Genomic DNA, 19,340 nt, shown 5'->3' on the forward strand with positions numbered 1-19,340 from the left:
TGACGTGGAGGGCCGTCGGCGCGCGCGGCGGGCGGTGGGCGCCATCGACATGTCCTCGCGGACATGTCAGTTCCGGCGCCGCCGGCTCACGCGAGCGGCAGCTCGAGCGTGAACACCGAGCCGCGTCCGGGCTCGCTGGTGGCATTCAGCGCGCCGCCCATCACCTCGGCCAGGCGGCGGCAGATCGTCAGGCCGAGGCCGACGCCGCCGAAGCGGCGGGTCGACGAGGCGTCGACCTGGACGAACGGCTCGAAGGCGGTGGCCAGCTCCTCGGCGGTCATGCCGATGCCGGTGTCGGCGACGACGAAGCGGACGGCCTGCTCGTCGCGCGCGGCGCTCAGGGTGACCTGACCGGCGGACGTGAACTTGGCGGCGTTGCCGAGCAGGTTGACGAGGATCTGGCGCACCAGCGTGGGGTCGCCGAACATGACGCCGAGGTCGGCGGGCCAGTCGCGGACCAGCTGGTTGCCGGTGTGGGCGAGGTCCGGCGCGGCGATCGTGACCACGTCGGCGAGCAGCGCCGCGACGTCGATCGCCTCGCGGGCCGGCTCGACGCGGCCGGCCTCGATCTTGGTGAGGTCGAGGATGTCGCGGACGATCGCCAGCAGGTGCCCGCCGGCCCGCTGGATCTTGCCGAGGTCGGGCAGCATCGCCTCGTAGCCGTTCTCGGCCGCCTCTTCGGCCAGCATCTCGCCGTAGCCGAGGATCGCGTTGAGCGGGGTCCGCAGCTCGTGGCTCATGTTGGCGAGGAAGCGCGACTTGGCCTCGCTCGCGGCCTCGGCGGCGCGGCGGGCCTCTTCAAGGCGGGCGAACAGGAGCGCGCGGTCGATGGCGATCGCGGCCTGGACGGCGAGCAGGCGCAGGGTCTCGCTGCGCTCGGGGCTGAAGGCGCCGGCGACGAGGTTGTTCTCGAGGTAGAGGACGCCGAGGCGCTCGCCGCCGTGGACCAGCGGGGCGGCCAGCAGGGAGCGCGGGCGGACGCGCTCGACGTACGGGTCGGCGGCGAAGCGGACATCCTCGGCGGCGTCGTCGACGACCAGCGGGCGGCCGCTGCGGTGCGCCAGGATGGCGACGGCGGCCGGTACGACGTCGAGCTCGGCGAGCGGGACGTCGTGCAGCGGCAGGTGGGATTCGGTCTCGGCGACGTACATGTGCGCGCCGGCCAGGCCGGGGCCGCGCGCCAGCAGCAGGACGCCGCGCTCGGCCCCGCCGTCCTCGACCAGGAGGCGCATGACCGCGGCCAGCAGGCGGCCGAGGTCGAGCTCGTTGGCGAACACCTGGGTCGCCTTGAAGAGGGTGGCGAAGTCGAGGTGGCCGACCCGGCTGACCGTCGAGTCGGAGCTGGATGTCCTCGGGGACAGGCTCAGGCCGCGGTCCGAGGTGTCGCGGACGTCGAGGTCGAAGCCGCGGCGGTCGAGGCCGGCGTGGCCGTGCTCGAGCGCCCGCACCTTGGCCAGCGCGCCCCAGCGCAGGTAGGCCCGCCGGGCGCGGCGGAGGTAGACCTGCTGGGCGTCGCGCAGGCCGGCGACCTCGAAGTAGCGGGCCGCGACCTCGCAGGCGATCGCCTCGTCGTGCGGGCGGCCGTGCCGCACCGCGGCCGCGAGCGCGGCCTCGTAGGCCTGCAGCGCCGCCGCGCCGTCGCCGGCGACGCGGGCCTGCTCGGCGCGCAGCAGGTGGGCGCGCGCCTCGAAGTTGGCCGGGCAGGCGCGGCTCCACCCGGCGACCTTGTCGGCGGTGGCCTGCAGCGTGCGGCGCAGGCGGAGCCGGCCGAGCGCGCCCGCGGGCGGGCCGCGGCGGGCCAGCAGGAGCGCGCGGAAGAACAGGTGATCGCAGTAGAGCGGCGCCTGCCCGAGCAGGCGCGCGGCCGCCGGCTCGGCGCGGTCGCTGTCGGCCAGGCCCTCGGCGACGCGGCCGAAGATCGCGTGGACCATCGCGCCCTGGACCGCGCGCGCCACCACCACCATCTCCTCCGACTCGCGCGCCGGGTCGACGGGCCCGACCTCGAGCGGCGCGCCGGTCAGCGCGGCGATCGTCGCAGCCGCGCTCTGGAAGTGCGCGGTCGCGGAGTCGACGCGAACGGTGCGGGTCAGCTCGAGCCCGGCCTCGATGTCCTGACGGACCTGTTCCAGGGGACTGCCGGCCTGCAGGCGCGTGCTGACCAGCGAGCTGGCGCACAGCGCCGCGTACATCAATTGCCCGGAGTCGAGCCCGGCCTGGACGCCCTCGCGCAAGATCGGCACGGCGCGGGCGAACGGGTGCAGCCACGGCTGGATCATCGAGCCGTAGAGGAACTTCACCACCGCCTCGACGCCGCGGTCGGGGTAGCGCGCCAGCACCTCGAGCGCGAACCGCCCGTAGTCGTCGCCGAGCCTGGAATCGCGCTGGACCATCGCCAGCAGCATGCCGTAGCTGAGGAACTGGGCCGCCGACAGGCTCGAGGTGCCGTGCTGCAGCGACAGCCGGGTCGCCCGCAGCGTCATCGCCATCATCGCCATGGTGTCGAGCTGGAACGCGGCGCCGATGGTGACGAAGTAGAGGCGCAGCGCCAGGCGGATCGTCGGGTCGGTCAGCGGCGGCAGGTCGGCCAGCACCCGCGGCGAGCGGCCGGCGATCGCCGAGCGCGTGCGCATGAACTCGAGCATCACGCCGGGCAGGCCGACCTTGCGCGGGGTCTCGAAGCCGATCGCCGCCAGACCGGTCAGGCCGCGCTCGACGGCCGACGCGAGCCGGCCGACGTGGAGGTCGAGCGCGGCCCACAGCTCGCACGCGAGGGCCCGCTCGCGCGGCTCGGTCGCTCGCTCGAGCAGCGCCGCGAGCGAGGCCTCGGCGCCGGGGTGGTCGCCGCCGAGGAACAGGCCCTCGGCGCGCAGGAGGCCGAGCGCGAACATGTCGTGCGGCGCCTCGCCGGCCAGCGGGGCCAGCAGCGCCGCGCCGGCGCTCGCGTAGGCGACGGTGGCCGCGAACGCGCCGGCGGCCCTGGCCTGACGCGCGGCCGCCAGATCGATCTGGGCCAGCGCCTTGCGCTCGCTCGCGTCGTCGACCTGGCCGATCGCGGCGTTGAAGTGATCGGCGATCTCGAACAGCCGCGGGTGGCGCTCGTCGACCGCGTCCGCGCCGCGCAGCCGGCGACCGAGCGCGAGGTGGATCGCCGCTCGCTCGCCGTCGTCGAGCAGCGACTCGACCGCCTGCTGCACGCGGTCGTGGAAGAACCGCCAGCGCCCGCCGCAGGCGACGATCAAGCCCGAGCGGGCCGCCTCGACCAAAGCCGCCGCGACCTCGCTCTCGGGCCGTCCGGCGAGGTCGGCCAGCAGCGCCGCGTCGAACTCGCCGCCGACGCAGGCCGCACGGCCGAGCGCCTCCCTCGTCGCCTGTCCCAAAGAGCGTGTCCTTTCAACCATGACCGTAACGACATCCGCGGACACCGCGGCGCCGGCGATCGCGGCCTCGTCCCAGGCGAAGCGGGCCCGCTCGGGGTCGAAGGCGATCAGGTCGTGGTGGACGAGGTCGCGCAGGTACTCGCCGACGAACAGCGGCACCCCGCCGGTGCGGTCGTGGACCAGCGCCGCCAGCGACGCGACCTCGGCCGGCGCGCGGCGGAGGGCGTCGGCGACCAGCGCCTGGGTGTCCTCGCCGCTCAGCGGGCGCAGGTCGATGCGGCGCGACACCGGGTCGAGCGCGGCGAGCGTGGCCTGCAGCGCCGGCGAGGCCGCCTCGTCGCGCAGGGTCGCGATCACGAGCAGCCCGGGCGTGCTCTCGCCGGTCAGCAGCGCGACCAGCAGCTCGAGCGAGGCCGAGTCGGCCCACTGCAGGTCGTCGAGCAGCAGCACCAGCGGGGCGCGCGGGTCGGCGAAGCTGCGCACGAGCCCTCGCACCGCGCGGTGCAGGCGGCCGCGTGCGGCCCCCGGGGTGTCGCCGTCGACCCCGGACGGGGCGACGCGGGGCAGGGCCGGCTGCAGCTCGGGCAGGAGCGTGAGCAGCGGGCCGGCGAGGCGGCCGAGCGCGCGCTCGAGCGCGAGGCGCCGGCGGGCCAGGCCCTCCTCCGAGTCGGCGAGCATGCCTTCGACCAGCTGCACGAGCGCGGTCCGGACCGCGCTGTACGGCTGGTCGCGGCGCAGCTGCTCGAACTTGCCGGCGACGAGGCGCCCGCTGCGGCCGGCGATCTCGCGGTCGAGCTCGTGGACCAGCGCCGACTTGCCGATCCCCGGCGGCCCGGCGACGACCACCAGCTCGGCCGCGCCCTCGACCACCCGCGCGTACGCGCACGACAGCAGCGTCGCCGCCTCCTCGCGCCCGTACAGCCGCGCGGGCAGCTCGAAGCGGGCCGGCGCGTCGCGGGTCGCCAGCGGGAAGCGGGCCGGCGCCGCGCCGGCGCGCAGGCGTTCGCGGCAGTGCTCGAGGTCGTGGCGCAGCCCGCTCGCGCTCTGGTAGCGGTCGTCTGCCTGTTTGGCCAGCAACTTGAGGACGATGTCCGAAAGGACATCCGGGATCCCGCCGGCCAGCTCGCCGGGCGGCCGCGGCGCGCGGGCGATGTGGGCGTGGACCAGCTCGACCGGGTCGGTGGCGACGAACGGCGGCGCGCCGGTCAGCATCTCGAAGAGCGTCGCGCCGAGCGAGTAGAGGTCGCTGCGGGCGTCGACGGGTCGGTTCATGCGCCCGGTCTGCTCGGGGGCGATGTACGCCAGCGTGCCCTCGAGCACGCGCGGCGGGCCGGCGACCGCGAGCTCGCGCGGGGCCGCGGAGGCGATCCCGAAGTCGATCACCTGGACCTGGCCGGCGTGGTCGACGAGGATGTTGCGCGGCTTGATGTCCTTGTGCACCACGCCGCGGCGGTGGATCGCGTCGACGATCTCGGCCAGCTGGATCGCCAGGTCGAGGAACTCCGGCAGCGTCAGCGGGGCGCGGCGCAGGCGGGCGTCGAGCGTGTCGCCGCCGAAGTCGGCCAGGACCAGCCGCAGCTCGCCGTCCTCCTCCTCGAGCGCGCGCGCCCGGACCACCCCGGCGACCTCGAGGCGTTGCAAGATCTCGTACTCGCGGCGCAGCCGGCTGCGCTCGTGCGGGTCGCTGCGGCTCGCGGGCAGCCGCTTCAGCACGACCGGCCGGTTGTCGGTCGTGTCGAGCGCGCGGTCGAGGGAGAACACGGCGCCGTCGTGCAGGTGTTCGACGACGAGGTAGTGGCTCAAGGCAAAGGCGAGTGTAGCGTCAGGTGCCGCGCGCGAAACAGGGTATCCTCCCGCGGTGACGCCGCCCGTCGATACCACGAGGAGTTGGGACATTACGATCTTCGGGGCCACCGGCTTCGTGGGTCGGCTCATCGCCGCCTATCTCGCGGCCCACGCCCCGCCGCAGCTGCGGCTCGCCGTCGCCGGTCGCGCCCGCGACAAACTCGAGCGGCTGGCCGCGCAGCTCGGGCGCGAGGTCGGGATCGTCGTCGCCGACGTCGACGACCCCGCCGCGCTCGCGCGCATGGCCGCCAGCACGCGGGTGGTGCTGACCACCGTCGGGCCCTACGTGCAATTCGGCGAGCCGGTGGTGCGCGCGTGCGTCGAGCAGGGTGCAGATTACCTCGACCTCACCGGCGAGCCCGCGTATGTCGACCGCATCATCGACCTGCACCACGACGCCGCGCGCGCCCGCGGCGTGCTGGTGCTGCCGTGTTGCGGCTTCGACAGCATCCCCACCGACCTCGGGGTGTTGTGGACCACGCGGGCGCTCCCGCGCGACCGACCGCTCGCGATCGCCGGCTACCTCGAGGGTCGCGGCGGCTTCTCGGGCGGCACGCTCGCGTCCGCGCTCGGCGTGCTGGCCTCGCCGCCGCCGCCGCGCAAGTCGCGGGCGGGCGGGCCCGGCGCGCGCAAGCGGCCGGCGATCCACTTCCAGCGCGAGCTCGGGCGCTGGGCTCTGCCGCTGCCGACCATCGACCCGCAGATCGCTCGTCGCTCGGCCCGGCTGCGCGGCGACTACGGGCCCGAATTCAGCTACGCACATTACGTCGCGTTACCGTGGCTGTGGCAGGTCCCGCTCGCGCTCGCGGGGGCGGGCGCGCTGATCGGGGCGGCGAAGATCGGGCCGGTGCGGCGGCTGCTGACGCGGATGAATCCGCCGGGCAGCGGGCCCGCGCCGGAGGTGCGGGCGAAGAGCTGGTTCAAGGTCACCTTCGTCGGCCGGGCGGGGAGCGACGCGCCGGTGATCACCGAGGTCTCGGGCGGCGACCCCGGCTACGACGAGACGGCGAAGATGGCCGGCGAGACGGCCCTGTGTCTGGTGCTGCAGCGTAATATGTTCAAAGAGACAGGTGGGGTGTCGACCACCGCGGCCGCCTGCGGCGAGCTGCTGATCGCGCGGCTGCAGGCCGCGGGGATGAGCTTCACGGTGCGGTGAGATGGCCGTGCTTCCGCAACGTCTCCGGCATGTACGGCGATTCGGACATCGCCGGGCTCGAGGACGTCGCGTCGATGTGACATCGGCGCGGCTGCATCGCCGGCGGCGACTCGACACGCGCGGGTCGCGGCGGTCGCGGACGATCACTGCGACGGGGTAGATCCGCGTCGTCGAGTTCGCCGATCGGGGCCGATCTGCGCTTGCGCCCGCTGGTCAGTGTGTCAAGGTCAGGCGTCGCATGCATCGACGCGCAGCCATGATGTTGTCGGTCGCGCTGGCCGGCTGTGATCCCGCCGAGACGCCCGACGAGGCGCCGGCCCAGGCGAAGGCCACGGTGGCCGTCGGCACCGCGCCCGCGCCCCCGATGGGCCCGCGGGTGCTCGCCGAGCTCGACCTCGGCAAGGGCCACGTGGTGGTGTTCGAGGAGCTCGAGGCCGGCATGATCAGCGTGCTCGAGCGCGGCAGCGTCGACGACCCGAAGCGGGTGGTCACGCCGGAGCTGATGCGCGAGGGCGCGGCGGCGGTGTGGACGACGCTGGCGCCCGGCCAGGCGATGCCGCCCGCGCTGGCCGCGGCGCTCGACCGCCAGGCCGAGCGCGAGGTCGACGACGAGCCGGCGTCGCCGAAGCCGGTCGCGCCGCCGAATCTGCCGGTCGTCACCGTCTCGCCGACGCGCGACGACTGGGAGCAGAAGTGGTTCAAGGACACGTTCTGCACCCGCGTCGAGCGGACGCACTGCACGCAGGGCTGGGAGTGGGCCGAATCGACGTCGGACATGAACTCCGGCGAGTACGAGGCGGTCGCGCTGCAGGGCCGCGAGGGCACGCAGACGGCGACCTTCACCACCGACTGGTGGAAGTGCCGCCGCACCTGCGAATTCTTCGACTGCGAGCTCGAGTGCTGGTGGGAGCGCGGCTCCACCGATCCGATCGCGCCGGGCACGTGGGTCGGCCGCCATTACGACAACGACCCGGGGCTCAGGCTCACCGGCGGCACCACCTACAAGGCCGAGATCACCGGCGCCACCGGTGCGCTGGTCAGCCTGCGCACGATGTGGGAGCCCTGGCACGAATGAAGTGACGGTGTGATCAATGCGTGGCGAGCATGCGCTCGACCACGCCCCACGCGCCGCGCACCGGCAGGCCCTCGCGCTCCTCGGCCGCGAGCGCGCGGCGGGCCGCCTCGGCGAACGGGACGCGCACGGGGTGATCGATCAAGGTCCAGAAGCGGTCGCTCTCGGCCAACAGGTCGTGCTCGAGGCCGACGACGATCCTGCGAGCCACCGACCAGTCGGCGCGCGTGACGAAGCGGACCCACAGCGCCGACAGATGCGGGGTCAGCAGCGGGACGTCGAGCGAGGTCGGCCGCCGCAGGCCCATCACCCGCGCGGTCTCCTCGAGGATCTGCTTGCCCGTGAGCGCCTCGGGGCCGGGGATGTCGAACCACGCGCTGTCGGTCCGCTCGAGCGCGAGCGCCCGCGTCAGCGCGACCACGACGTCGTCGATCGCCACCGGCTCGGTGCGCGACCGCAGCCAGCGCGGCAGCACCATCACCGGGAGGCGCGCCGCGAGGTCGCGGACGACCAGCCAGCTCAGGCTGCCGTGACCGACGATCATGCTGGCGCGCAGCTCGATCGTCGGCACCGGCCCCGATCGCAGCGCCTCGCCGACCGCGAGCCGGCTCTGCAAATGCTCGGAGGCCGCGCCGGCCGGGGCCACGCCGCCGAGATAGACGATTCGTCGCAGCTCGCCGGCCGCGCTCGCGGCGGCGGCGAACACCCGCGCCGCCGCGACCTCGCGCCGGCGAAGATCGGCGCCCCCGCCGAGCCCGTGGACCAGGTACAGCGCCGCGTCGCAGCCCGCCAGCGCGCGCGCGCAGGCCGAGGGATCGGCGACGTCGCCCTCGACCCAATCGAGGTCGTGCCAGCGCGCCCGGGCGCGACCGACGTCGCGGCTGAGTCCGCGGACCTGCCAGCCGGCCCGCTCGAGCGCCGGCCGCACCGCGCGACCGATGAATCCGGTGGCGCCGGTGAGGAGGATCCGCGCCATGGTCGCGACGGCATAGCACGCGCACCGCAGGACGCACCGCCGCGCCTGCTCGCGGGGAACGGCCGCTCGCCCGCCGAGGTCCATGACCGCGGCGAATCACACATGTCGCCCGGACCGGGCGCTCGGCTGCTGTCTCGCTGGTGGACCGCCGACGGCCTCGAGCTGGGACGACGAATGGTATGCCGCGATCGGTGAGGTGATTGCCTGGACGGCGGGTCGCGCTCGCTGTCACGATTGCCGAGGGGGTGAGCGATCTCGCACGAATCGCCTCGCGCGGGCGCGCGCCTGCTCGCTCGCGTGCGCTTGTCGGCGCGGCGGCCCCGTGCGACCGTCGCCGGCCGATGACAGCGGTGATTCTGACGCAACGCGAGATCCGCCAGCTCTTGCCGATGGCGGAATGCATCGAGCAGATGGCCGAGGTGCTGACGGCGCTGACGCGCGACGAGGCGACCAGTCCGCTGCGCTGGGGCATGCGACTGCCCGGCGGCGCGATCCTCGGCATGATGCCGGCGGCGCTGCACTCGCGGCGGGCGCTCGGGCTCAAGGTCGTGGCCGTGTTCCCGGGCAATCACGGCACCCCGCTGGATTCGCACCAGGGCCTCGTGACCCTGTTCGACGCCGACACCGGCGCGCCGCGGGCGATCCTCGACGCCACCGAGGTCACGGCGATCCGCACGGCGGCGGTCTCGGCGGTGGCGACGCGCATCCTGTCCCGAGAGACAGCCGACGATCTGGCGCTCCTCGGCGCCGGCACGCAGGCGTGGACGCACCTCGAGGCGATGCTGTGCGTGCGGCCGCTCCGGCGCGTGCGGGTCTACAGCGCCACGGCGGCCAGCCGCGAGGTGTTCGCGCGCCGGGCCGGCGAGCGCTTCCCGGTCGAGGTGCGCGCCGCGGGCTCGGCCCGCGAGGCGGTCGAGGGGGCGTCGATCGTGTGCACCACCACCTCGGCGCGCGAGCCGGTGCTCGCCGGCGCCTGGCTGTCCCCGGGGACACATGTGAACGCCGTCGGCGCGTGCGTCCCCTCGGCCCGCGAGCTCGACGCCGAGGCGGTGGCGCGCGCGCGGCTGTACGTCGACCGCTGCGAGTCGGTGCTGGCCGAGTCCGGCGACTTCTTGTTGGCCCGCGCCGAGGGGGCCGTCGACGACGCGCACATCCTCGGCGAGCTCGGCGAGCTGCTGTGCGGCGCGTGCGAGGGCCGGCGCAGCGACGACGACATCACCCTATTTAAATCGCTCGGCCTCGGCGTCGAGGATGTCGCCGTCGCGCACTACCTGCACGGGCGCGCGCTCGCCACCGGCGTGGGCGTGCAGGTCGAGCTCGGCGGTCGCCGCCGCGGGCTCGATTGAACGTCACGCCGTGACCGGCAGGCCGAGGCGCCGCTGCACGTCGGCGAGCTCGTGACCCAGCAGATCTTCGAGCGGCTCGGCGAGCAGCATCGGCGCGCGGCGGGCCAGCGCGCGACCGAGCCGGAGGTTGCGGAGGACCTCGCGCGCCTGATGCGGTCGCGCCAGCGGCCCGAGCACATGGAGCAGCGCGAGGAACAGCTCGCCGGCGGCGAACCACCGCTGCGCCATGATGAACGCGGTGATCCGCAGCTCGCCCGGGAGCGAGGTGTCGCAGCCGAGCAGGACGTGGAACATGTCGTGCAGGCAGATGTAGCGGGCGATCGCCGGGTTGCGCCGCAGCGTGTCGTCGTCGAAGGCGTCGCTGATGGTGGCCGGTACGATGCGATGGGCGGCGCAGAATTCGGCGTAGGCGCGGCCGAACGTCCCGGGCGGCAGGCGGCGCAGGGCCTCGTGGTCGAGCCGCGGGCGCAGGCGGTCGCAATGGCTGCGCGCGCACAGGTGTTCGACCTGCTGGCGGATCTCCTCGCGCATGCGCGCGCCCATGAGGTCGCTCTGCAGCACCGAGGCGTCGCCGATCCGCGAGGGATCGGCGCGCAGGGTTCGCAGCAGCCGCAGGCGCGCCCACAGGGACGGGGTCTCGCTCGTCATCGCGGGTCCGATCGTAGTCGCGTCGGGCCGCGACCTGACGTCATTCGTCCTGCACGATCCACTCGACCTGGTGGGCCTCGGTCAGGTCGGGCGGCTCCCAGCGGGCGAGCATGCGCTCGATCGCCGCCAGCGGGACCTGGGCGGCGCGCTCGCGGTTCTGTCGCAGCACCCGCCGGTACGGCGTGTCGAGGAACACGATGCGGACGCGGGCGCCGTAATCGGCGCACAGGTCGATGAGGCGGCCGCGGAGGTCGCGGCTCAGGTTGGTCGCGTTCCACACGAACGACTGGCCGCGCCGCAGGTGCTCGCGGGCCTGCTCGCGTGCGGCCTGGATCACGGCGTGCTGCGGGCCGGTGTGATCGAGGTCGAGCTCCTCGCGCAGGGCATCGAGCGAGACCACCGGCAGGTCGAGGTTGTGGGCGATCCAGTGATCCTTGCCGCTGCCGGGCAGGCCCGACATCAGCACGACCTCACAGCGCGTGTCGTCGTGCACCGCGAACCGCGGGTCGCGGCCCTCGCTGCGGAAGTAGACGAATCGCGTGTGCGCGCTCGGGAACGTCCACGCCCGGTCGAGGCATTCGTGCTCGGCGCAGAAGTCGACGAACAGGTCGATGTTGTCGAGCAGCTTGTGCACGTCGCGGCAGATCCGCCCGAGCGCGTCGGCGCGGGTGAGCAGGGCCAGGTGGTCGCAGCGGACCGTCTGGCTGATCTTGGCGGCGCGGCGGCGGGCGTCGTCCTGGTCGATGAGGAAGAACGGGATCTGGTGCGTGCGCACGAGCGCGGCGATCCGCTCGCGCACGGCCGGCGCGACGCCCATCTTCCACAGCATCGCGCGGACCATCAGCGCCCCGCGCGGCGAGTGACCGGGCTGGCGGATCCGCCCGTCCTCGATGCGCGTGCACACCGGCTTGGCGATGTCGTGCAGCAGCGCCGCGGCGAACACCACCTCGCGGTCGGCCGGCGCCAGCGCCTGCCAGCCGGGCAGGCCGACCAGCGCCTCGCACACCATCTTGGTGTGCGTCCAGACGTCGCCCTCGGCGTGGTGCTCCGGGTCCTGCGGGCAGCTCGCCATGGGGGCGATCCACGGCTCCGACAAGCTGTCCCAGGGGACAGCCGTCGACACGCGCGGATCGGCGGGGCAGGGGTAGGGGAGCAGCATGGCGGGGTCTCCTGGGCGCGGCGGCGCGGCCTCAGGCGGGGGCCCAGAGGTCGACGCCGTCGGCGAGCTGGTTGGGGACGATCGGCCGGTCGAGCCAGTGACTGCCGCTGTCGAGGATCGCGTTGAGGAAGCTGGCCCGGACCCACTTGAGGCGGGCGGTGACGCGGCCCTCCTCCTCGACCTTGATGTAGAGGCCTTCCATGTCGTCGAAGCCGTCGGTCTCGGCGACGACCTGGCTGGCCGCGACGCCGGCGGCCTCACCGGCGGCGATCAGGCTGTCGCGCCAGCGCGGGGTCTTGAACCGGGATGGCCCGACGTGGCGGGTGATGTCGCCGAGCCTGTCGGGGTGGCCCTCCCACAGCACCTCGACCGACACCACCGGCAGGCCGCGCAGCATCTCGCGCCGGCGCGCGGTCGACAGGAACTCGCCGGTCTCGCGGTCGAGGATGTCGAACTCCATGAAGTAGTGGGGCAGGGCGTCGTAGAAGCAGGTGTGCTTGGCGTAGAGCCATTCGCCGTACATCACGTGGCGCTCACCGAGGGCCAGGTAGAGGTCCTCGGCGTGGGCGGCCGCCCAGCGCTTGAGCAGGTCGAAGTGGCGCTCGCGGCCGCCGCCGACCAGGTAGTGCCCGCGGCTCTGTAGCAGCAATTGGCCGTGCTCGTCGAAGCTGATGCCGGCGTTGCCGCCGTCCATCTTCTCCTCGACCACGACGAAGCGCCCGCGGATGTCGCGGAACGGGACCTCGTCGAGGTCGTGGTCGCCGTGCTGAAAGCGGGAGCCCTCGAGGTGGCGGGTGCGGGGATATTTGAGAATGGGCGGTGACATGACGGACGCTCCTTCGCGCCGCCGGCCGCTCCCCGGTCGACCCCGGCGTCGCCCCGCTCGCGCCGGCGAATGCTCCCGGCCCTGAGGCGTGGAGCAGACACGGCTGCGAACGGCGACTGCCGGGGTGGGAGCGCGCGCGGGCGCTCAACGGACCGAAACGAACATGAGGTGTAACCTCGAGGCGGCGGACAAGATGCCCGAAGTCGCGACAGTCGTCAAGCCGCCGCCCGGGGAGGCGCGCAGGCGCGGGCATGAGCTAAACATGCGGACATGTTCGTAGGGACATGTAACATGTCGGATGTCAATTCGTGGTGAGGCGCCGGGCGCCCGGCTATGCTGCGCCGGCATGTCGCAGCTCACCGCCGAGGACATTCGCGCCGCCCTTGAAGACCTGCGCACGGCCGACCGGATCTTGCTGTCGGTGCAGGGCACGACGCAGTTTCTGAAGCGGCAGCAGCGGCTCGACCTGCTCGGGCTGCCGACCGGCGAGGGGCTGTTCGGCGACCAGACCCGCCGCGACAACGCGCACGCCGGCGACGAGCTGCTGGCAGCCCAGGCGGCCATGAAGCAGGCCATGCGGCGGCTGCGGATCGCCGCCGACGACGACCCCGAGACCCTGCGCCAGTGGGGCCGCCTCGACGGCATCCTCGACGGCGTGTGGACCGACTTCCTCGCGCTGCAGCGGGCCAAAGAGAACCACGCGATCGCCGGGCGCGTCCGCGACCGCGTGCGCGCCCTGTTCGCCCGCGTGTGCGCCGAGCACCCCGAGGCCGCCCGCGGCGTCGCCCCCCTGGCCGACGACGCCGACGGCGCCGACGACGTCGACACGCGCCCGCCCACCGAGTGGCTCAAGATCGGGGTCGGGATCGCGCTGGTGGTCGCGTGGGCGCTCGCCGTGTTGCTGTGATTCGCGGCGAATCCTTCGGGGGTGATTGGCAACAGAGCAGGCGCGCATTCGCCCGCCCGCGGACGCGCGCGAGGGCGGCGAACGCCCTGCAGAACGAGCCCACGGAGCCAGATCGGCGCGCCAGCGACGATCTGCGAGATCTGCGCGTGTGGAAGTGTCGCCAAATGTGTTACCATCACGCGGATGGTCGAGCCCGCGCACTCTCGTGATTCGTCGCGGCACGCCGCCGCGGCTGTGCCATGGGACATTCGCTCCGTTGATTCGCAGCGCTCGCGCCGGCCGTCGGATCTCCGCATGCATATCATTACCTGTCACGATTCTCGCTCTCTCCTTCTTGTGCTCGCCGCGTGCGCTGCCTGTCCGGCGTCGAGCGGCGACAGCGACACCGATCACCAGCTCGCGAGCACGGACGCGACGAGCACGACGATCGAGCCGACCACGGGCGCGCCCACGACCTCGAGCTCCGGGACGAGCACCGTCGATCCGCCGACCACCGGGACCACCACCGGCGGTCTGACGACCTGCCCCGACGGCCAGGTCGACGACGGCGAGGCCTGCGATGACGGCAACACGATCAACGGTGACGGCTGCAACAACGACTGCGTGCCGTCGGGCGAGCTGCTGTTCGAGCACCACCCGGCCACGGACGACTACGACGCGGTACGTGCCGTCGCCGTCGGCGACGACGGATCGATCTTCGTCGGCGGTCGAGCCCCCGGCTTCGCCGCGTGGGTCGCGCGCTTCGACGACCAACTCCAGCCGGTGTGGTCGCAGTCGTTCCAGCCGGGCTCGTACGGCCTCGTGCTCGGGGTCGCAGTCGGCGAATCGTCGCTCTACGCCGCCGGCGGCTTCCCCGGCGACATCGACGAGCACGACGGATGGGCCGCGAAGCTGTCGTTCGATGGCGTGGTCGAATGGGAGCACACCATCCGGAGCGGCCTGGGCTACGAATACCTCACGCAGGCGGTCGCGGTCGAAGACGGCGTCATCGTGGCTGGGTTCGGCGTCGAGCCGGACGAGTCTTCGAGCCTCTGGGCGCGCCGCTACGCCGCCGACGGGACCGAGGCGTGGACGGCCAGCCACACGCTCGTCGCCGGCTTCGACTCCCACTGGCCGCTCGGGCCCGCCCTCGCGGTCACCCCGGACGCGGTCGTCGTCGGCTATTCGCGGCACGCGGGGGACGAACAATATCCGGCGTACCTGGCGGCGTTCGCCCCGGGCGACGGCGGGCCGCTGTGGAACAGCACGCTGCCGGCCCCCGACGGGTTCATTCGTGGGATCGCCGGCAACGCGGGGGGCCTCGTGCTCGTGGCGTCGCGCGCCCTGGAGGGCATGGGCATCCGTCAGCTCACGAGCACCGGCGACCCGGTGTGGTCGACGGAGGAGTGCCCCGGCAAGAGCGCCCGCGACGTGGCGGTCGACAGCCAGGGCGACATCGTCGTGATCGGCGACGGCTCCGGTGGGATCCAGCTGTGCAAGCTGACCCCCGATGGCGCCCTCCGATGGGCCAGGACCGTCAACGGCCCTGGCCTCGACCTCGGCATCACGGTGGCGATCGACGCCGCGGATCGCATCATCGCCGGCGGCAGCATGGACGACGACGACTCCGTCGAAGACGTCTGGCTGGCGATCTTCAGCCCCTAGCCAGGGTCGCGCTCGTGGTTCCCGGGCTCGCCGCGGTGCTGTGATTGAGCGGCGAGCCGCCGGGGGCGATTGGCAGCAGGCGCGCAATCGCCCGCCGCGGGCGCGCGATGCCATGACCCTGACTCGGTGCAGCTTCGCGCCCGCCGCCGGCTCCTGGCGCCAGCCGACCGGCGGTCGGCGTACTCGGCGTGCGCGCCCGCGCCGACCTGCCCGGGGGCCTGATGTTCGCCGTCACCGAGTCGCTGTTCTCGCTCAAGGTCGAGCTCTCGACCCGGGAGCGGCTCCTTTCACATTTGACAGAGAGCTTCGACCTCGCCGCCTCGCCGCACCCGCTCCACCCCGGTCATCGGCGCGACGAGCCGAATGGCGATCACGATGCCGCGGTCGAGGCTCGCGGCCTTCGGCGCGGCCCGGCGGCGTGCGCACCGCTGGCACGCACGATCGGCACGCGCGCCGGCTCGCCGCTGGTCGCAGTCGCGAGCGGGCCGACGAACCGTTCGACGCCGACGAGGACGAAGCGAGCCTCAGGATTGTCGGAGCTCGCCGATCGCCGAGGTCGATCGTCTGCCGGCCGCGAACACGGACCGCTCGGCGTCCCCCTGAGCGGGGCGGCGCGTGCGTCGGTGCACCCGATCGTCCTGGGGCCTCGACCGGTGCGGGTGTTGCGGGCGGACGAGCCAGCCGGTAGCGTCCGCGAATGCGTTTTCAAAGCTCCGTGTATCCGTCCTACGCCCTGGTCTCCCTGCTGGCGCTGGTCTCTGCGTGCTCCGACGACACGTCGACGACCTCCGCGACGCCCGAAACGACGACGGGCACCGATGCGACGAGCGACGGCTCGTCGACCGCGCCGACCAGCGATACGGTGCCGACGACGACGAATGTGCCGACCACCGGCATCGGCATGACCGACGGCGCGACGACGACCGAGACCGCGACGGCGGCGACCACCGACACGGGGGTCACGGCGACGGAGACCGACACCGCCAATACCGCGACGGAGACCGAGGGCACGGCGACGGAGACCGAGGGCACGGCGACCGACACCGACACCACGACCGGCACCACCGGCCCCGACGCGGTGTGCGGCGACGGCCTGCTCGAGGGCGGCGAGGCCTGCGACGACGGGGCGGCCAACGGGCCCGGGCAGGCGTGCAAGGCCGACTGTACGCTCAACACGTGCGGCGACGGGGACAAGGGCCCGGACGAGGCGTGTGACGACGGGGCGGCCAACGGCACGCCGCTCAGCATCTGCACGGCGATGTGCGTGCCCAACGTGTGCGGCGACGGCGTGCTCGGCCCCGGCGAGGGCTGCGACGACGGCGCCAACAACGGCGACAACAATATCTGCACCTCGCAGTGCGAGACCAATGTTTGCGGCGACGGCCTCGTCGGCCCGGGCGAGGCGTGCGACGACGGCAACGACGTCGACAACGACGAGTGCAGCAACGAGTGCGCGCTGGCCACCTGCGGCGACGGCGAGGTCGCGGCCGCGGAGCAGTGCGACGACGGCAACGCCGTCAACACCGACGAGTGTACCGACGTCTGCACGCTGGCCGCCTGCGGCGACGGCTTCGTGCAGGACAGCAATCAGGAGGAGTGCGACGCCGGCGAGGCCAACTCCGACCAGGGCGACTGCACCGCGAGCTGTCGGGTCGGCGTGTGCGGCGACGGCCTCGTCAACAGCATCGGCGAATCGCCCGAGGAGTGCGACCTCGGCGGCGGCAACGGCCCGGGCCAGGCGTGCAACGCCAGCTGTCAGAACAACACCTGCGGCGACGGCGACAAGGGCCCCGGCGAGGAGTGCGACGACGGCAACCTGACGGGCAACGACGGCTGCAGCGCGACCTGCTTGCTCGAGTTCTGCGGCAACGGCCTGACCGAGGGCGCCGAGCAGTGCGACGACGGCAAGAACGGCAACCAGGACGACGGCTGCACCGACCAGTGCCTGGTCCCGTTCTGCGGCGACGGCCACGAGCAGCCGAGCATCGCCGAGGAGTGCGACCTCGGGGCCCAGAACAACGACGGCGGCGCGTGCACCCTCGCCTGCAAGGACGCCGAGTGCGGCGACGGCCTGGTGTGGGCCGGCACCGAGCAGTGCGACGACGGCGCCAACAACGGCAACGACAAGCCGTGCAAGGCCGACTGCACCGTCCAGTTCTGCGGCGACGGCCACGTCGGCCCCGGCGAGGCCTGCGACGACGGCAACAACAGCAACGAGGACAGCTGCACCAACGCGTGCAAGCAGGCCACCTGCGGCGACGGCATCAAGCAGCTCAACGAGGAGTGCGACCTCGGCCAGAACAACAACAACAACGGCGCCTGCACCCTGGCCTGCCTGCTGCCCAAGTGCGGCGACGGCTTCAAGCAGGGCGCCGAGGAGTGCGACGACGGCAACGGCAGCAACAACGACGCCTGCATCAACACCTGCAAGATCGCCAAGTGCGGCGACGGAGCGGTGTGGAGCGGCAACGAACAGTGCGACGACGGCAACCTGGTCGGCAACGACGGCTGCAGCCCCACGTGCAGGGTGCCGAAGCGGGTGTTCCTCAGCAGCCAGGCGTGGAAGGGCAACCTCGGCGGCCTGAATGGCGGCGACCAGAAGTGCCAGGGCCTGGCCAACGCCCAGGGCCTGGGCGGGACCTGGCAGGCCTGGCTCAGCACCGACAGCCTGAACCCCAACAACCGCTTCCTCACCAAGTCCGCCAGCGGCTACCGCCGCCTCGACAACATCGAGATCGCGCAGTCCTGGCCCGACCTCACCGACGGCAGCATCGACGTCGCCTTCAACCTCACCGAGCTCGGAGTCTACCTCGGTCAGGCCGACGTCTGGACCGGCACCAACCACGACGGCTCCAGCGAGGGCAACAACTGCGACGCCTGGACGAGTAGCGGCATCATCTTCTGGTGGGCCCGCGAAGGCCGCAACGACAGCGTCTCCGGCGACTGGACCGATCGCGTCGACCAAACTTGTGATGATGTGAATCGAATCTACTGCTTCGAGCAGTAGATAAAAGCCAAATTCATGCTAAAATTCCGAGCACTTACGAGTGCTCGGAAGTGCGTCTCCCCGACGTCTCCAAGGCGTGGATCGCGCCAGCGCTGCCGCGGCGTCGATCGACGTAGTCGCTCGCGGTCTGCAGATCCTTGTGGCGGAGGTGGCTGGCGACAGCCGCCACCCCACCACCGCCCTCGGCGATCCGCGTGCCGCACGACTTGCGGAGGACGTGGGTGCCGCGCCAGGGCAGACCCGCGCGCTTCACGAGCGCCTTCATCCACCCCTTGATGCGGTGCTCCTTGAAGTGGCCCCCGCTGTTGTCGAGCACGAAGGGGCCGGTGGCTGGGAAACTCCGCAGAACCTCGGCGAGGCGCGGAGTCAAGCCGACCTCATCCTCGGTCCTGCCCTTGGGGACATCGAGCTTGCCGCGCACGATGTTGTGGCGGACCGTGACGAGCCGTCGCTTGAAATCGACGTCCGCCCACTTGAGCGCGAGGATCTCTCCGCGGCGCAGACCACCGTCGAGGCCCAGTAGGACGACGACGACGAACATCGGACCGAGCGCTTCGGCCGCAGCGAGGAGTGCCACCTGCTCCTGGTCGTCATACGCGACTGCGGGCTTGCGTTTCCGGCGGGGGATCTCGAAGTCCACCGGCGCGCACTTGATCTCCTTCTCCGCGATCGCCCGGTTGAACAGCCGGCGGAGGGTCTTGAGCACCTCGCACATCATGTTGTGCGACTTGCTGACCAGCGACTTCTTGATCGCGGTGATGTCCTTGGGCGTCACCTCGTCGAGTCGCCGCCGAGCCAGCACCGGGAGCAGGTACAGGCGCAGATGGACGTCGTAGTTCATCAGCGTGTTGGTCCCGAGCCGGTCGGCCAGGCACAGGTCGAGGAAGGTCTTGGCGAACTCCTCGAACGTCGGGGGTGGCGGCTTCTCGGGCTCGGGCTCCGGCGCGAGCAGCCGCGCGAGCAGCTCCTGCTCCAGATTCCTGGCCCACCGCTCGACGCTGGTCTTGCCGGTGACAGGCGCCTTGACCCGGCTCCTGAGCTCGTCACCTCTTGCGTTCTTGACGATGACGTCGACTTCAAATTCATTCTTCCTTCCCTTCCACGGGCGCAGCTTGATCGTCATGACCGACCTCCCGCGCTCGCACTGTTCGCCGAGAGCCATTGTGCGATGATCCGGGGGTCGAAGCGCAAGGTCCGACCGAGACGCACGCCGCCTGGGATCCCGCCACGGGCATGGCGGGCATAGACCGCGCCTTTGCTCGTGTGGAGCAGTGCGGCGAGCTCTTCGACCGTCATCAGCGGCGGCGGGAGCGGCGACGCCTCACGCGAACTCACGACGGGTGAACGGCGCTCAGGGGCGATCTCAGCGCGCCTGTC

The 19,340-nt window shown here is 72.6% G+C and carries 13 protein-coding genes; 6 read left to right on the plus strand and 7 right to left on the minus strand.

Annotated features, from left to right (window positions below):
* Positions 1-86: 86 nt before the first annotated feature.
* A complete protein-coding gene (locus K7C98_RS02290) occupies positions 87-5,180 on the minus strand; it encodes a protein kinase domain-containing protein (protein WP_224189826.1) in 5,094 nt (1,697 codons plus the stop codon).
* A 55-nt stretch (positions 5,181-5,235) separates the two neighbouring features.
* Between K7C98_RS02290 and K7C98_RS02295 the strand changes: the two genes are divergently transcribed.
* Positions 5,236-6,378, plus strand: a complete 1,143-nt coding sequence (locus K7C98_RS02295) for a saccharopine dehydrogenase family protein (protein WP_224189827.1) — start codon at positions 5,236-5,238, stop codon at positions 6,376-6,378.
* Positions 6,379-6,616: 238 nt separating this feature from the next.
* Positions 6,617-7,453 (plus strand): hypothetical protein, encoded by an 837-nt coding sequence (locus K7C98_RS02300; RefSeq protein WP_224189828.1) that lies wholly within the window; start codon positions 6,617-6,619, stop codon positions 7,451-7,453.
* A 13-nt stretch (positions 7,454-7,466) separates the two neighbouring features.
* Here the strand turns inward: K7C98_RS02300 and K7C98_RS02305 are convergent, their stop codons facing one another.
* Positions 7,467-8,426, minus strand: a complete 960-nt coding sequence (locus tag K7C98_RS02305) for an NAD(P)H-binding protein (RefSeq protein WP_224189829.1) — start codon at positions 8,424-8,426, stop codon at positions 7,467-7,469.
* Between the two features lie 341 nt (positions 8,427-8,767).
* Here K7C98_RS02305 and K7C98_RS02310 point away from each other — a divergent pair, with 341 nt between their 5' ends.
* Positions 8,768-9,772 carry an ornithine cyclodeaminase family protein gene (locus K7C98_RS02310; protein ID WP_224189830.1) on the plus strand — a complete coding sequence of 335 codons (1,005 nt, stop codon included), beginning with the start codon at positions 8,768-8,770 and terminating at the stop codon, positions 9,770-9,772.
* Positions 9,773-9,775: 3 nt separating this feature from the next.
* On the opposite strand, the gene K7C98_RS02315 is transcribed toward K7C98_RS02310, so the two are convergent.
* Genes K7C98_RS02315 through K7C98_RS02325 form a run of 3 tightly spaced genes read right to left on the minus strand, consistent with a single transcriptional unit; the run spans position 9,776 to position 12,405 of the window.
* Positions 9,776-10,420, minus strand: a complete 645-nt coding sequence (locus K7C98_RS02315; RefSeq protein WP_224189831.1) for a ubiquinone biosynthesis protein COQ4 — start codon at positions 10,418-10,420, stop codon at positions 9,776-9,778.
* Between the two features lie 40 nt (positions 10,421-10,460).
* Positions 10,461-11,579, minus strand: a complete 1,119-nt coding sequence (locus K7C98_RS02320; RefSeq protein ID WP_224189832.1) for an AAA family ATPase — start codon at positions 11,577-11,579, stop codon at positions 10,461-10,463.
* Positions 11,580-11,610: 31 nt separating this feature from the next.
* Positions 11,611-12,405 carry an RNA ligase family protein gene (locus K7C98_RS02325; RefSeq protein ID WP_224189833.1) on the minus strand — a complete coding sequence of 265 codons (795 nt, stop codon included), beginning with the start codon at positions 12,403-12,405 and terminating at the stop codon, positions 11,611-11,613.
* A 346-nt stretch (positions 12,406-12,751) separates the two neighbouring features.
* On the opposite strand from K7C98_RS02325, the gene K7C98_RS02330 reads away from it, so the two are divergent.
* The 3 genes from K7C98_RS02330 to K7C98_RS02340 all read left to right on the plus strand — a co-directional run bounded on the left by K7C98_RS02330 (position 12,752) and on the right by K7C98_RS02340 (position 17,963).
* On the plus strand, positions 12,752-13,312 hold the full coding sequence (locus K7C98_RS02330) for a hypothetical protein (RefSeq protein WP_224189834.1): 561 nt from the start codon (positions 12,752-12,754) through the stop codon (positions 13,310-13,312).
* Between the two features lie 336 nt (positions 13,313-13,648).
* The gene (locus K7C98_RS02335) at positions 13,649-14,956 is read left to right on the plus strand and encodes a PQQ-binding-like beta-propeller repeat protein (RefSeq protein ID WP_224189835.1); all 1,308 of its coding nucleotides are present in this window, start codon (positions 13,649-13,651) and stop codon (positions 14,954-14,956) included.
* 697 nt (positions 14,957-15,653) lie between these two features.
* Positions 15,654-17,963 (plus strand): DUF4215 domain-containing protein, encoded by a 2,310-nt coding sequence (locus K7C98_RS02340; RefSeq protein WP_224189836.1) that lies wholly within the window; start codon positions 15,654-15,656, stop codon positions 17,961-17,963.
* A gap of 34 nt (positions 17,964-17,997) precedes the next feature.
* Here K7C98_RS02340 and K7C98_RS02345 read toward each other — a convergent pair whose 3' ends face one another.
* Positions 17,998-19,086: a tyrosine-type recombinase/integrase gene (locus K7C98_RS02345; protein WP_224189837.1), complete on the minus strand. Its 1,089-nt coding sequence runs from the start codon at positions 19,084-19,086 to the stop codon at positions 17,998-18,000.
* Positions 19,083-19,259, minus strand: coding sequence for a helix-turn-helix domain-containing protein (locus K7C98_RS45410; protein ID WP_224190595.1), 177 nt, complete (start codon positions 19,257-19,259; stop codon positions 19,083-19,085). Before K7C98_RS45410 ends, K7C98_RS02345 begins: the two co-directional genes overlap by 4 nt.
* Positions 19,260-19,340: the final 81 nt, after the last annotated feature.

The organism is Nannocystis pusilla (assembly GCF_020073745.1).
Classification (GTDB): domain Bacteria; phylum Myxococcota_A; class Polyangia; order Nannocystales; family Nannocystaceae; genus Nannocystis; species Nannocystis radixulma.